Annotated in this window: 4 protein-coding genes and 1 pseudogene; 4 read left to right on the top strand and 1 reads right to left on the bottom strand. The window is 39.1% G+C overall.

From position 1 onward, the window contains the following. The 3 genes and pseudogenes from SK642_RS09185 to SK642_RS09175 form a co-directional block, all read left to right on the top strand. Positions 1–202 (top strand): hypothetical protein (locus tag SK642_RS09185; RefSeq protein WP_033684491.1); only part of this gene is annotated, 202 nt, incomplete at its 5' end. Beyond that, positions 203–640 (top strand): annotated as a pseudogene (locus tag SK642_RS11025) (hypothetical protein); the annotation flags it as partial. 435 nt (positions 641–1,075) lie between these two features. After that, a complete protein-coding gene (locus SK642_RS09175; RefSeq protein ID WP_033684490.1) occupies positions 1,076–12,562 on the top strand; it encodes a YSIRK signal domain/LPXTG anchor domain surface protein in 11,487 nt (3,828 codons plus the stop codon). Positions 12,563–12,675: 113 nt separating this feature from the next. On the opposite strand, the gene SK642_RS09170 is transcribed toward SK642_RS09175, so the two are convergent. Continuing rightward, positions 12,676–14,772 (bottom strand): GH92 family glycosyl hydrolase, encoded by a 2,097-nt coding sequence (locus SK642_RS09170; RefSeq protein ID WP_033684489.1) that lies wholly within the window; start codon positions 14,770–14,772, stop codon positions 12,676–12,678. Positions 14,773–14,942: 170 nt separating this feature from the next. Between SK642_RS09170 and SK642_RS09165 the strand changes: the two genes are divergently transcribed. Continuing rightward, a complete protein-coding gene (locus SK642_RS09165; protein ID WP_033684488.1) occupies positions 14,943–16,223 on the top strand; it encodes a glycoside hydrolase family 125 protein in 1,281 nt (426 codons plus the stop codon). The last annotated feature ends 275 nt before the right edge of the window (positions 16,224–16,498 follow it).

Genomic DNA, 16,498 nt, shown 5'->3' with positions numbered 1-16,498 from the left:
CGAACAAGGGATTGAACAAGGATTAGAACGTGGTCGTGCAGAGGGCATTGAACAGGGACTGGAGCGTGGGAAAGTTGAAGGAAGTTTGTCTATGCTACTAAATCTAGTCCGTCAAGGTCTTCTGACTTCCGAGGTTGCCAGCCAGCAGTTAGGTATGACTGTCTCTGAGTTTGAAGAACTATTGAAAGAACATCACAAATAAGAACTCAAAAAATACAGAGAAACCAGCAAAGACGAGGTTCGCAAGCCATGGTTGGAGTTTTTCGGGAATAAACCCTTTACCCAACAACCTGAGCGAGCCATCAGCCAGGCAGACCAACTGCTAGACTACAAGAGCTGGTCCGAGGAGGATAGGAAGATGTTTAGCCAACTACGTATGCGTGAAGAACAAGCCTTGTTAGCACAAGACTATGCCTTGGAACAAGCTGAAGAAAGAGGATTAGAACGAGGCCTTGAACGTGGGCGAGCTGAGGGTCTTGAAAAAGGTTTAGAGCGTGGTCTTGAACGAGGACGAGCAGAGGGTATCTAAGAGAGATTAAAAGTAGGTCTAGTAAATCTCGTTCGCCAAGGTCTTTTGCCTTCTGAAGTTGCTAGCCAGCAGTTGAGTATGACTGTCACTGAGTTTGAGGCCTTGTTGTAAAATAGAGATGAACATGTTATCGAACTAGATAGCATGTTTTGTTTTAATAATTTTTCCGAATGATTTCTTTTTTGTGAGAAAGAATATCTATTTTTATATATCAAACTTATTTATTTTACTAAAATCCAAAAATGTATACGCTATCTTTCCGAATGACATCAAACTTTTTCATATGATTAACTGGATAATATTGCATATATTTATTTAAAAAAAGTGTAAAAAATACAAAAAGCAATTTTCTGAAAATTGTTTACTTTCCCAAAAGGCTTTTTTTTTTGCGAAAATTTAAAATCAAATTAGTTGCATATATATTAAAAATAAAGTAAAATAGTCAATGCAAGGATTCACATTAACTATAATAACTAGCCGTTGCTTAAGAAACGGCTAGTTTTATGTGAAAATCCAAAATATATTTCAAAAAGGAGATCCAAATTAATGGACAACAAAAATTCTATGAGTCGTGCTGAGCGTCTACGTCGTGAAAAGGTCACGCGTTACTCGATTCGTAAATATAGCTTTGGAGCGGCCAGTGTAGCAGTCGCTGCTCTTTTCATGTTCTTAGGTAATGGAGCTGTATCAGCTAATGAGCTAAGCAAACAAGATACACCATCTGTAGAAGCTCCAGCGCCAGCCTCTGAAGACAAACCAATTTCAGCAGAAAGTACTCCAGTAGCACAACCAATTACAGAAGAGTCTACTGCTAAAGCAGAAGAAGCAGTAACTCCCGCTTTGAACAAAAAGCAACTTGAAAACTACATTTCAGAAGTTAAGTCAAAACTTGCTGCAGGTAAGTATGCTAATAAAACTGAGGAGAGTCTTGCTCTTTTGACAGGTGAATTGACTTCTGCTGAGTCTATACTCGCTTCTGCAACGACTCAAGATGAATTGACAAAGGCTTATAACAAACTTGTAATGACTGTTAATTCAGGGTTAAAAAATAAACCAACAGAGAAAAAAGAAACTCCAGCAGTAGACACTACTAACGGAAAAGAAACTGTCGGTAAAAAAGCAGAAAACACAGAGAAAAAATCTGACTCTAACTCAATCGAAAACACAGGTTCTCATGATTCACGTAATGGGAAAGCATTGGATAAAGATAATGTGTTTAGAACAGAAGCAACTGCTACGACGCATGAAGCAACAACAAACAAAGTAGGAAACATTAGTTATACTATGGAGTTTTCTGATGATGCTAAAAAAGAAATCTATCTATATAACGAAGAAGATGCAGATATTAGTATCGATGTAAATTCAACAGCGGGTAAAATCACTTTAGCAATGGTTAGAGGTGCGAGTGGCCAATATTTAAATAGGAGAAGTATATATACTTCTCCCGAACGAGAAGAACTAGATGGATTTGGTTGGACGTATTATTCGACTTTAGAGCCGACAGAAGGTCCAATAAAACTTAGAATTACTGGGAAACCAAATGATACGTTTAAGAAACTTAGCTCTTATACAAAACAAGAAAATCAAAATGCAGTATTAGGAGAAAGATATCTTAATATCGTTGATGAAGCAGGTGGAAAGATAGAAAAAGGTAACGGTTCAGAAGCCTACGGTTATTTCAAAATGGTTGTTAAATCTCAAACATATAAATACCAACCAAAAGAATTAACGAATACAGACAAAGTTCTTGTTGCTAATCCAAAGCAATTGACAGAAGCAGATTTAGCGGGAATTAAAAATGCTTTAAAAGTTGAATATTCAAAAACAAGTACAGATGCTCGTCTTACTAGCTTAAAAGGTACAGAAGTAGCTGATACTAATACAGTAGTTGACACTGTCACTGACTCTGGTAGCGATCTTGTTGTAACTTATAAAGACGGTTCAACAGATACAATTCCAAAAGGAACGTTAATTAAGAGTGGAGATGCACCGACTGTAAATATGCCACAACCAGCTTCAGGAGGTCCACGTGAAAGATCTATATTATCAACTGATAAAACAATTACAGGAACAGGGACACCAGGTTCAAAAATTACGATTCAGGTAGAAAATGCTGAAAATGGTAAATTATTGAAAGAAATTACTGATATTCCTGTAGATGCTTCAGGGAATTGGACTGCAACACTTGAAAATGGGTTAAACAGTAACGTACCAGTTGGAGGAAATGCTAAAGCACAAAACTTCTTCGCACCTAAAAACCCAGTAAAAGTCTTCGAAACTAAAGATGGCATTGAAACAGCTTCAACAAACACTTATGTATCTATTGGTGCATCAAAAGTATTACCATCAGAAGCTTCAAAAGATAAAGCAAGTGTGGTAGCAGGAAGTAAAGAAGTAGTATTAGAAGTACCGCATGATGCAGGGATTTCATACTTCTGGTATCACGATAAAGAAACTGGAAAAGAAGTTCAAATTGATATTCAACGTGATAAAGAAGTAGCAGAAAATCTTGGGATTAAAGTAGCTGCCAAGGATGTAGATAAAGTAGCGATTAAATCAGTTACTAAAGGCGAATTCTACAATACTATTACACTTGAAATGAAGAAAAACATCAAAGAAGGTGTAGTAAAAATTATCAGTCATAATAATGACGGAACACATAGTAGTAAAGCAGGTAAAGTATCAACACCAGTTACGAATGAAAAACCAGTTGTAGCTTCAGTAAGTGGAGAGGACACAACAACAGTTCTTACAAACTCTCGACTAAATCTTTTATCTTTAGTAAAAGTGACTGACCATGAAGATGATAAGGATGCCACATTAGGCGATAAGGGGCATGCAAGAGTAATCTCGGTAGATGGAAACACAAGTGCTAGAGAAGTGGATACTTCAGAAGCAGGCGAACACACCGTTGTCTATAAAACAGTAGATAGCCAAGGGAAAGAATCTGATGAATACATACATAAAGTAATCGTTCGTGAAAACCTAGCTCCAACAGTTGAACTTCCATATTCAAATCCAGACAAACGTCAAATCTACATTTATACAGGTGAAAAAACTGACTTAACATTCAAAGCTTCAGACGATGCAACAGTTAAAGATTTATACCTACGAAATAAAGGTTTAGATGAAAGGGATAACGCTAGTGGTTATGGTTTTACCATAGGAAAGGTAACTGATAGTGCTGTAGCATCTGGTGACGGAATGGTATCTGCTGATAAGCGAACAGCGACAATCAAGATGACAGGTGTTACAAACCTTAAAGCTCCAAACAAGTGGACAAGTTTTATCGAGGCTAAAGATAATGACGGTGTTAAATCTATGCCAGCAAATGAAGCCTATAATGTTGAGAATGACTATGCACTTCGTCGAAGAAAACTTGGGTATGTTGAATTCATCGTTAAATCTCAAACGGATAAGTACGATATTAAAGCTCCAACTGAAAAAGTAGCTGTAACAGACCCAGCTAACGTAACAGAAGATGAGTTAGCTAAAATCAAAGAAAAACTACAAATTGAGTACAATCAGAATAATGATGATGCAAACATCTCAAAAGATGCTCCAGTTACAGATAAAGATGCTAAAATTGCTTCAGTAACAAAAGATGATAGAGGAAATCTTGTAGTAACATATACAGATGATTCAAAGGACACAAGACCATTATCAGAGTTTGTAACTTTAGACAAACAACCAGCTATTGATGCAGTAACGACTGAAGCTGATAATAAAATCAAAGCTATTACTGACAACGCTAACTTATCACAAGCTGAAAAAGATAAAGCTATTGCTAAAGTAAACGAAGATAAAACAGCAGCATTAGGTAAAATTGATGAAGCTACAAACAAAACAGCAGTAGACGGCGCTAAAACTGACGGTACTGATGCTGTAGCGAAGGTAAACCCAGTAGCGAAAGAAAAAGCTAAACAAGCTGTTACAGATGCATTAAAAGCTAAGAATGATGCACTTGATGCGCGTGAAGATTTAACACAAAAAGAAAAAGAAGATGCAAAAGCAGCTGCTAAAGTAGAAGCGGATAAAGCAATTGCTAAAATCAATGAACAACCAGATACTGCACCAACTCCAGCAGAAGCAACAACAGCACAAACAGCAGTTGATACTGGAAAAACTGATGGTACGGATGCAATCGCTAAAATTAATCCAATCGGTAAACAAGCAGCATTAGATAAAATCGATGAAGCATTAAAAGCAAAAGAAAAAGAAATCGATGATCGTACTGACTTAACTGATGAAGAGAAAAAAGAAGTTAAAGATAAAGCTAAGAAAATTGCGGATACTAAAAAAGCTGAAATTAATGCTAAGAAAAATAATGCAGATACAGAAGCAGAAGCTGGAACAATTCAAGGTGAAATCAATACAGCAGGTACTGATGGAGCAGATGCAATTACAGCTTTAATAAAAGATCCAGCGAAAAAACCAGAAGCTAATACAGCTGTGACAAATGCCGCAGAAGCTAAAAAGCAATCAATCCAAGACGATACTACATTATCACCAGAAGCTAAGAAAAAACTTCAAGATGAAGTAGATGAAATTAAAAAAGCATCAGAAGAAGCAATTAATGGTGCTAAGAAAAATGCCAATGTTGATCAAGTTAAAAAAGCAGCTGTAACTGCAATTGCTGCTATTAACTCTGCACGTTTACCAGGAAATAAATTAGTTGCGAAAAATCCAACTAATTTAGATTCTGACGAACAAGAAAAACTTAAAAAAGCTATTGAAGCCGTAAACCCAGGCGCAACTGTAACTGTAAATCAAGATGGAAGCGCTAGTGTTAGATTACCAAATGGTAAAACAGAAACATTAAAACAAGTTGACTTAACAAAAGATGCGAGTGCTTTAGAAACAACTGGTGGAGGAAATAATATTAACCGTCCAACAGATAAAGTAATTGTTAATAACCCTGATCAGTTAACTGCTGAAGATAAAGAAAAAATCAAAAAAGCAGTTCGTGAGGTTAACCCTAATGCTGTAGTATCAATTGATGATGCAGGAACAGTAACAGTTTCAACACCAGATGGACATACAGCAGGTTTCCCAGCGAAAGAATTAGTACGTACATTAGCTGATGCAGCAAAAGATGGTTCAGGTAATGCAGGAATTCTTAAACCAGCAGACAAAGTAGTTGGTAATGCAACAGATCCAGCTGATCAAGCAAAAGCAACTGAAAAACTGAAAAAGTTAAATGGTGCAGATGCTACAGTTAAATATGATGCTGAAGGTAATGCAACAGTAGTTCTTAAAGATGGAACAATTGCGACAATTCCAGCAGCAGACTTGTTTAAGACACCAGAAGATACTCAGAAAGTAAACGGTGGAGATGATATCAATAAACCGAATGCTCAAACTGTTGTAGCTGATATGGCAACATTAAGCCCAGAAGAACGTACTAAAGTAAAAGACGCGATTAAGGCAAAAGTTGAAGCCGTAAACCCAGGTGCAGTTGTAGTTGTAGATGATAAAGGAAATGCAATTGTAACAACACCAGAAGGAAAAACAGCAGTAATCGATGCAGATGATTTAATTAAAAAACCTAATGAGACATCAACTGCAAAAGCTGGTAACAATATCAACAATCCAGCAGATAAAGTACAAGTAGCAGATAAAGCTGAATTAACAGAACCTGAACTTGCTAGAATTAAAGCAGCAGTTGAAGCCGTAAACCCAGGTGCAACAGTTGTCGTTGACGATAAAGGAAATGCGACTGTAACAACACCAGAAGGAAGAACAGCGACAATTCCAGTACCTGATTTAGTGAAAACTTCATCTGATAAAGAAAATGTAAGTGGTGGTAATCAAGTAAATACACCAGCAGATAGAGTAGTAGTAGAAAACCCAACTGCATTAAACGATACAGATAAAGAAAAGATTAAAGCTGAAATCCTTAAAGTAAACCCAGGTGCTGAAGTAGTATTTGATACTAACGGAAATGCTACCGTGACGAATAAAGATGGCGTTGTAGCGACAATTCCAGCAACAGATTTAGTGAAAGCTAAAACTGAATTAGCAGATCCAACGAAACAAGATGCTGTCAACAAACCAGCAGATAAAGTAGTAGTTGATCCAGAGTTGGTAGATAATGCAGACGCAACATTACCTCAAACGGCTAAAGATGCGATTAAAGCAGCAGTTGAAGCAGTAAATCCAGATTCAACTGTAGTAGTTGACGATAAAGGAAATGCGACAGTCACAACACCAGAAGGTAAAACTGTAGTTATTCCTAAAGCTGACTTAGTAAGAAAAGAAGCAGATAAAGAAACTGCAAAAGCAGGAAATAACATCAATAAACCAGCGGATAGAGTATTAGTAACAGATCCAACGAATATTGATGAAGCTGCCAAAAAAGCTATTGAAGAAAAAGTTAAAGCAGTAAATCCAGATGCAACAGTAGTAGTTGATGCAAATGGTAATGCAACAGTGACAACACCAGATGGTAAAACAGCAACAATTCCAGTAGCTGATTTAGTGAAAACAGCAGCTGATGCAGAAAATACTAAAGCAGGTAATAATGTAAATAAACCAGCGGATAAAGTAACTGCTAATAAAGATAATTTACAACAAGCTGATAAAGATAAAATTAAAGAAGCAATTCTTAAAGTAAATCCAGAAGGAACAAAAGTATTTGTTGATGACAAAGGAAATGCAACAGTATCTACTCCAGATGGAAAAACAGCGACAATTCCTGTTGAAGATTTAGTAAAAACTCCAACTGCTAAAGATGAAGTAAATGGTGGAAATAAAGTAAATACACCAGCAGATAAAGTAGTAGTAGCAAATCCAGCTGAATTAACAACTGAAGATAAGGAAAAAATTGCTGAAAAAATTAAAGCAGTAAATCCAGATGCAAAAGTAGTATTTGACGAAAAAGGAAATGCAACAGTAACAACGAAAGACGGAGCTGTAGCAACAATTCCAGCATCAGACTTAGTGAAAACAAATAATGACTTAACAGATCCAGCTAAACAAGATGCGGTTAAGAAACCAGCTGATAAAACACTTGTTAAGAATCCAGCTAAATTAACAGATACTGAAAAAGATGCAATCAAAGCAGCTGTAGCAAAAGTAAATCCAGAAAACACAACAGTAGTTGTAGATGAAAAAGGAAATGCAACAGTCACAACACCAGACGGTAAAACTGAAGTAATTCCAGCATCAGACTTAGTGAAAATTGCAAAAGAAGCTGAAGGCGCAAACGCAGGAAACAACATCAACAAACCAGCGGATAAAGTTTCAGCAACACCAGCAGATTTAACTGGAGATAAGAAAGACGAAGTTAAAGCTAAAATTCAAAAAGCTGTAGAATCAGTAAATCCAGGTGCAACTGTATTCGTAGATGAAAAAGGAAACGCAACAGTAACAACACCAGACGGTAAGACAGCAACAATTCCAGTTGAAGACTTATTGAAAGATCCAGCAGCTAAAGAAACTCCATTAGCAGGAAACAAAGTAAATACTCCAGCTGAAAAAGCACTTGTGGATCCAGCAGTATTGAATGATCCAACTGCAACATTACCAAAAGATGTTAAAGATGCTATTCAAAAAGCTGTAGAATCAGTAAATCCAGGTGCAACCGTAGTAGTAGACGACAAAGGAAATGCGACAGTAACTGTAACAAATCCAGATGGAACTAAGACTACAGCAACAATTCCAGCTTCAGATTTAGTGAAATCAAATGCTAAAGAAGACTTAGAAAATGCCGCTAAACAAGATGCAATTAAGAAACCTATCGATCAAACAGTAGTTGCAGATAAAGATGCTTTAACAGGTCCTGAAAAAGAAGCAATTAAAGCTAAGGTTCAAGAAGTTAACCCAGGCGCAACTGTAGTAGTTGATGAAAAAGGAAATGCAACAGTAACAACTCCAGAAGGAAAAACAGCGGTAATTCCAGCGGATGATTTAGTGAAAACTGCAGATGAAGTGTTAACTGATCCAAAAGCAGGTAACGTAATTAACAAACCAGCTGATAGAGAGTTAGTGGCAGATAAAGAACACTTAACTCCTGAAGACATCAAAGCTATCAAAGACAGAGTTGCAGCAGTTAACCCAGGCTCAACAGTATTCGTAGATGACAAAGGAAATGCAACAGTTACAACGAAAGATGGACAAACTGCAACAATTCCAGTAAATGATTTAGTGAAGACAGAAGCTGATAAGAATACAGCAAATGCTGGTAACAAGGTAAACACTCCAGCAGATAAAGTATTAGTGAAAGATCCAGCTAAATTAACTGCTAAAGAAGTTGAAGAAATCGAGAAGAAAATCAAAGAAGTAAATCCAGATGCTGAAGTAGTATTTGACGACAAAGGAAATGCTACAGTTAAGACTAAAGAAGGTAATATTGCAACAATTCCAGTATCTGACTTAGTTAAACCAAAAGCAGATTTACTAGATCCAGCTAAACAAGATGCAGTTAAGAAACCAGCGGACAAAACTTTAGTGAAAAATCCAGATTCATTAACTCTAGAAGAGAAGAAAGAAATCGAAGCTAAAGTAAGAGCTGTTAACCCACCAGCAGATGGAACAACTGTATTCGTAGATGATAAAGGTAATGCAACAGTTACAACTAAAGATGGTAAGACTGTAGTTATTCCAAAAGATGATTTAGTGAAAACTGAAGCAGAAACTGCTAACGAAAAAGCTGGAAACAATATTAACAAACCAGCTGATAAGACTGTAGTAGCAAATCCAGAAGCTCTATCTTCAGAAGAGAAAAAAGCAATCGAAGCTAAAGTGAAAGCAGTTAACCCAGCTGCTAAAGCAGTATTTGTGGATGACAAAGGAAATGCAACCGTTACATTGAAAGATGGTAAATCAGCAACAATTCCAGCAACTGATTTAGTGAAATCACCAGAAGATGCAATTAAACCAAATGCAGGAAATAAAGTGAATACACCAGCTGATAAAGTCGTTGTAAAAGATCCAGATACTTTAACAGATGCGGATCAAGAAGCTATCACTAAGAAAATTCAAGAAGTGAATCCAGAAGCTAAAGTAGTGTTTGATAAATTCGGAAATGCAACAGTAACTACGAAAGATGGAGCAGTAGCAACAATTCCAGCGAAAGATTTAGTGAAAACAGAATCAGATGCAGCTAAACCAGAAGCAGGAAACAATGTGAACAAACCAGCTGATAAGGCTGTAGTAGCGAACCCAGAACAACTTACAGATGCAGAGAAAGAAGCTGTTAAGAAAGCTGTAGAAGCAGTAAATCCAGGTTCAACTGTAGTAGTAGACGATAAAGGAAATGCAACAGTAACTACGAAAGATGGTAAGACAGCGGTAATTCCAGCGGCAGACTTAACTAAGACAGAAGCGCAAGCTAAAGAGCCAAACGCAGGAAACGACGTAGTTAAACCAGCAGATAAGACTGTGGTAGCAAATCCAGAACAACTTACAGATGCAGAGAAAGAAGCTGTTAAGAAAGCTGTAGAAGCAGTCAACCCAGGTGCTGAAGTTGTAGTAGACGACAAAGGAAACGCAACAGTAACAGTAAATGGTAAGACAGCGGTAATTTCAGCGGCAGACTTAACTAAGTCAGCAGAAGATGCAGCTAAACCAAACGCAGGAAATGATGTAAACACACCAGCAGATAAGACTGTAGTGGCAAATCCAGACTCATTAACACAAGATGAAAAAGATGCAATTGCGGCTAAAGTTAAAGCAGTCAACCCAGGTGCTGAAGTTGTAGTGGATGATAAAGGAAACGCAACAGTAACAGTAAATGGTAAGACAGCAGTAATTCCAGCAGCAGACTTAACTAAGTCAGCAGAAGATGCAGCTAAACCAAATGCAGGTAACAACGTAGTTAAACCAGCGGATAAAACTTTAGTAAAAGATTCAACAAAACTTACTGATGATGAGAAACAAGCAATCACAGACAAACTTACAGCCTTAAATCCAGAAGCTAAAGTTGTAGTAGATGATAAAGGAAATGCAACAGTAACACCTAAAGATGGAAAACCAGTTGTGATTCCAGCAGCAGACTTAACGAAGACAGAAGCACAAGCTAAAGAACCAAAAGCAGGAAACGACATCGTTAAACCAGCAGATAAGACTGTAGTAGCAAATCCAGACTCATTGACACAAGATGAGAAAGATGCAATTGCGGCTAAAGTTAAAGCAGTAAATCCAGGTTCAACTGTAGTAGTAGACGACAAAGGAAATGCAACAGTTACATTAGAAAACGGTAAGACAGCGGTAATTCCAGCGGCAGACTTAACTAAGAATGCAGATGCAGAAAATGCACCAAAAGCAGGAAATGAAATTGTTAAACCAGCTTCTAAGACAAAAGTAGCAAATCCAGACTCATTGACACAAGATGAGAAAGATGCAATCGTAGCTAAAGTTAAAGCAGTCAACCCAGGTTCAACTGTAGTAGTAGACGAAAAAGGAAACGCAACAGTAACATTAGAAAATGGTAAGACAGCAGTCATCCCAGCATCAGATTTAACAAAATCTGAAAAAGATGTGAACGATGGAAAAGCGAAAGACAATGCAGTTACACCAGCTTCTAAGACAAAAGTAGCAAATCCAGAACAATTAACTGACGCTGAGAAGAAAGCAATCGAAGACAAAGTTAAAGCAGCAAATCCAGGCGCAACTGTAGTAGTAGATGATAAAGGAAATGCAACTGTAGTGAAAGATGGTAATGTTTCAGTTATCCCATCAACAGACTTAGTTAAAGTCGAAGACGATGCTAACAAACCTAATGGTGGTAACGATGCAAACACGCCAGCAGCGAAGACTGTAGTAGCAAATCCAGACTCATTAACGACAGATGAGCAAGATGAAATCATCGCTAAAGTTCAAGCAGTCAACCCAGGTTCAACTGTAGTAGTAGATGACAAAGGAAACGCAACAGTAACGAAAGCTGATGGAACAGTTCTTAACATTCCAGCTTTAGACTTAGTAATCCCAGCTGAAAAATTAGCTGATGAAGCTACAAACGCTAAAGTGAAAACACCAGCTATCCGTACATTAGTTGGAGATAAAGAAAACTTAACAGACGCTGAAAAAGAAGCTGTTAAGAAAGCCATTGAAGCAGTAAATCCAGGCGCAACTGTAGTAGTGGACAACAAAGGAAACGCAACAGTAACAATGCCAGATGGTTCTACAGCAACAATTTCTAAAGAACAACTAGTGAAAGATAAAGAAGCTGTTTCTAAATCTAAACATGGTGGAGATAATCTTGATATCGACTTGAGTAAAGTAGAGGTAACAGATCTTGCTAATATTACTCCAGAAGAAAAAGCGAAATTCCAATTCATGATGTTAGGTGCGATTAATTCTAAAGATGCATTCAATCTTGATGAGTTCACGAAAGAAACAGACGAACAAGGAAATACAGTTTACACATCTAAAGATTCTAAAGTGAAAATTATAATCGACAAAGATGGTAATATGAAAGTTACGAAAGATGGTAAGACTGATTTAGCAGTTAACATTGATAAAGCTGGAAATGTAACTATCGTAACAAAAGATGGTAAAGTATTAGCAATTTCAAGAGATGATGCATTCAAACAACGTCCTTATGTACCACAATATGATGGTAATGCAGGAAATACTGATGCTAAAGTAGATAAATCTAAATTAGAATCAGAAATTCATAACTTGGATAGTTTAATCGCTTCTCAATTAGATAAATTAGATGTTGCACAAGCAAAAGAAGCTCAAACTTTACTTGCAGAAGCTAAAGATGTATTTGCCAATGCAAAAGCAAGTCAAGCAGAAGTGGATGCAATGGTGAAACGTATCGAAGACTTCATGGCGAAAGTTGCTTCAGCAATTAATCATGCAACTCCAGCTAATGACCAAGATGCTCAAACACCAACTACAACTCAAGCAGCAGCAAATGCTAGTCAAACAGCATCAGCACAAGCAAATACACGTACAGTGGCTAAAGAATTGCCAAATACAGGTACAGCAGATTCTACTGTAGCTATGGTAGCAGCAGCCGCAAGTGCATTACTTGGTCTTGGTCTTGCAGGCCGTCGTCGTAAAGAAGACGAAGAAGCTTAATTGGTAGATTGTTTGATAATTGTCGAATAATAAGTCCGATTTTTAAAGCTTAAATAAGTACCTCTCATAAGAAAATCTCCTAGCAGGAAAGTCTGCTAGGAGATTTTTGCATTTCAGGAAGTGAACGGCTGACTTGGCAACCAGCTGAGGGTGAAGGTTAGCTGATCAGCTTTCAAGAGGTCTCGGTGTTGAATGCTAGATACTGGCACCTTATCCAGTCGACATTCTTTGACAAAGTTGAAGTGGCTGTGGTTTTGCTCGGCATGGATATCCAGCCATTTACCTTCTTTAGCTAGGTAAATACGGAGGTGGTCAAAGAGAGGAATTCCGAGGTCGTAGCTTGGTTTGCCTGGACAGGTCGGATAGAATCCGAGTGCCGACCAGATGTACCAGGCCGAGAGACTACCATTGTCTTCATCGCCAGGATAGGCTTGCCAGCTTGGGTGAAAGGCTTTCTGACGCAAGGTCTTGATGAGAAGGGCAGTGTAGTCAGGGTAGTTGCTGTAACGGAAGAGATAGGGAATGTGGAAGCTCGGTTGGTTGGAAATGGCGACTTGTCCAAAAGGAGCAGTTGCCATCTCGCTCATCTCATGAATTTCGTAACCATAGCCAGTCGTCTCAAAGAGGGGAGCATTTTGACAGGCTTTCAATAGATAGTTGCTGAAGGCTTCTTTTCCACCCATAAGCTGGATTAAGCCTGGGATGTCGTGGAGGACGCCTAAAGTCGCTTGAATGGCAGAACATTCGGCATAATCACGTCCCCAACTGTATGGAGAGAAGTCGGGACGGAAGTTGCCTTGCTTGTTTCGCGCTCGCATGTAACCTGTCTCAGCGTCAAATAGATAGCGGTAATTTTGTGAAGCAGTTCTATACGTTTCTGCGATGTTTGTTTTTCCTAGTTTTTCGGCACAGCTAGCGATGCAAAAATCGCTATAGGCATAGTCTAGGGTATGGCTGACGCTTTCGTGGTGGTCGGTAGAGAGGTAGCCCAGTTCTTGGTATTGGGCTAGTCCGTGGCGACCATTGATGCCGAGAGGATCGGACTTGGTGGCTGTTTCAAGCATGGCTTGGAGAAATTCTTCTTCTAGGTCGGGGGCCATGTCCTTGCAGGCGCTATCTGCGATAATGCCATCTAAAAGGGTACCAGGCATCATGCCACGTTCATCTGGAGCTAGCCATTTTGGAAGGAATCCAGTCTCGCGGTAGCTATTGAGAAAGCCTTCTAAAAAAAGACGATAATGCTCTGGTATGACAAGGGCAAAGAGGGGGAAGGTGGTGCGGAAAGTATCCCAGAAACCATTGTTGCTAAAGAGAACACCGTGCTTGACAGTACCAGTAGGCAGATCCATGTGGATGGCTTGCCCTGATTCATCAATCTCATAAAAAGTCTGTGGGAAGAGGAAAAGTCTGTAAAGGCAGTGGTCAAAGAAGGTTCGATTGGCCTCTCCTGTTTCTATAACGTCAAAACGATGGAGAAGATTTTCCCATTCCGCTTGGGCACTTGCTTTACAGCTATCAAAGTTCTTTTGAGATAGATTGATTAGAGCTTGAGAAGGAGAGATGAAAGAAGTTGCTAGCTGAATCTCAGCATGGCTACTTGCTAAGTCAATTCGCCAGTCTCTCCCTTCTTGGCTGATAGCAAGAATATACGTATTCGATTGTAGAGCAGTGAACATCGTTAGCGGATTTTTGTTGGTTTCTGTTTTTCCGTCTTGTCTTAGGGCAAGAGTTCTCTTATCTACTTGCTCTACGGTCAGTTCATCTGTTGCATGAAGATAGAGGGAGAGGGTTTTGCCTTGCTTTTGCTCCAAACGAATAGAAGCACCGTAGCAAGTCGGAGTAAGCTGGCTTTCAATCTGATAGCGCAGGGAGAAAATTTTCAGATAATGAGGTTGAAAGGAAGCTTTATCTCTATCATAGGAAGACTGGCGGTGGAATAGGCTGTCTCCACCTAGTTGTCCTGTGACAGGTGTCAGAAGGAGCCAAGAATAGTCTCCAATCCAAGGACTGGGCTGGTGAGTTAATCGAATCCCCTGAAAGATGGGCAAATGCGGATCGAAAAACCAAGCTCCCTCCTGGTCACTGGTCTGGGGCACAAAGTAATTCATCCCGAAAGGGACGCCTGTGTAAGGCAGGGTATTTCCACAAGAAAAGGCATGCTTGCTGGCAGCTCCAAAGCGGGTATCGATGGTTTCAAGTAGTGGTTTCATAGTCTTTCCTTTAGCTGTTTTTCTACATTATATCAGAAAAAGAGGGCCTTTAGAAAAGGAGTTTCAAAGATAACTATTTTGTAGAAAAATGACTATCATTTGTGTATGTATTTTCTGTCTCAAAAGCTATATACTGAAAATGAAACTTGTTTGAAAGAGGAAACTGCACGATGATTTATTCGAAAGAAATTGTTAGAGAGTGGCTAGATGAAGTAGCAGAGCGGGCTAAGGACCATCCAGAGTGGGTGGATGTTTTCGAGCGTTGCTATACAGACACCTTGGATAATACGGTTGAGATTCTAGAAGATGGTTCAACTTTTGTCTTGACTGGGGATATTCCTGCCATGTGGCTTCGGGATTCGACAGCCCAGCTCAGACCCTATCTTCATGTGGCTAAAAGAGATGCCCTCCTGCGCCAGACCATTGCTGGTTTGGTTAAACGTCAGATGATCTTGGTGCTCAAGGATCCTTATGCCAATTCCTTTAACATTGAGGAAAACTGGAAGGGGCACCACGAGACCGACCATACCGACCTTAATGGTTGGATTTGGGAGCGAAAGTATGAAGTGGACTCGCTTTGCTATCCTTTGCAGTTGGCTTATCTTCTCTGGAAAGAGACTGGCGAGACTAGTCAATTTGATGAAACTTTTGTCGCAGCGACCAAGGAAATTCTCCATCTGTGGACAGTGGAACAAGACCATAAGAACTCTCCTTATCGTTTTGTCCGTGATACGGACCGCAAGGAAGATACTCTGGTAAATGATGGCTTTGGACCTGATTTCGCAGTGACAGGTATGACCTGGTCAGCCTTCCGTCCAAGTGATGATTGCTGCCAGTATAGCTATTTGATTCCGTCAAATATGTTTGCTGTAGTAGTCTTGGGTTATGTTCAAGAAATCTTTGCAGAACTAGACCTAGCTGATAGCGAGAGGATTATTGCTGACGCTAAGCGTCTCCAGGCTGAGATTCAAGAAGGAATCGAAAACTACGCCTACACCACCAACAGCAAGGGCGAAAAGATTTATGCCTTTGAAGTGGATGGTTTGGGGAATGCCAGCATCATGGATGATCCAAACGTACCAAGTTTGTTGGCTGCGCCTTATCTGGGCTATTGCGACATTGAAAACGAAGTCTATCAAGCCACTCGCCGTACCATTCTGAGCCCTGAAAATCCATATTTCTACCAAGGAGAATACGCTAGTGGTCTCGGAAGTTCTCATACCTTCTATCGCTATATCTGGCCTATTGCCCTTTCTATCCAAGGCTTAACAACAAGTGATAAGGCAGAGAAGAAATTCTTGCTGGATCAGCTGGTTGCTTGCGATGGTGGGACAGGTGTCATGCATGAAAGCTTCCACGTGGACGACCCAACTCTCTACTCTCGTGAATGGTTCTCTTGGGCCAATATGATGTTCTGCGAGTTGGTCTTGGATTACCTGGATATCCGCTAATACTCTTCGAAAATCTCTTCAAATCACGTCAGCTTCGCTTTGCCGTATAGATGTTACTGACTTCGTCAGTTCTATCTGCAACCTCAAAACAGTGTTTTGAGCTGACTTCGTCAGTTTATCCACAACCTCAAAGCAGTGCTTTGAGCAGCCTGAGGCTAGCTTCCTAGTTTGCTCTTTGATTTTCATTTAGTATAAGGAGCTCGCTTTAGTTTCACTGATTCTTGTCAGAATCACACTTTTACATTTAAAACGTTAAAATTTAAATTTAGAATGAG

Origin of the sequence: Streptococcus mitis, assembly GCF_000722705.1 — a bacterium.
GTDB lineage: Bacteria > Bacillota > Bacilli > Lactobacillales > Streptococcaceae > Streptococcus > Streptococcus mitis_P.
This window is presented reverse-complemented; position numbering and strand designations above follow the sequence as displayed.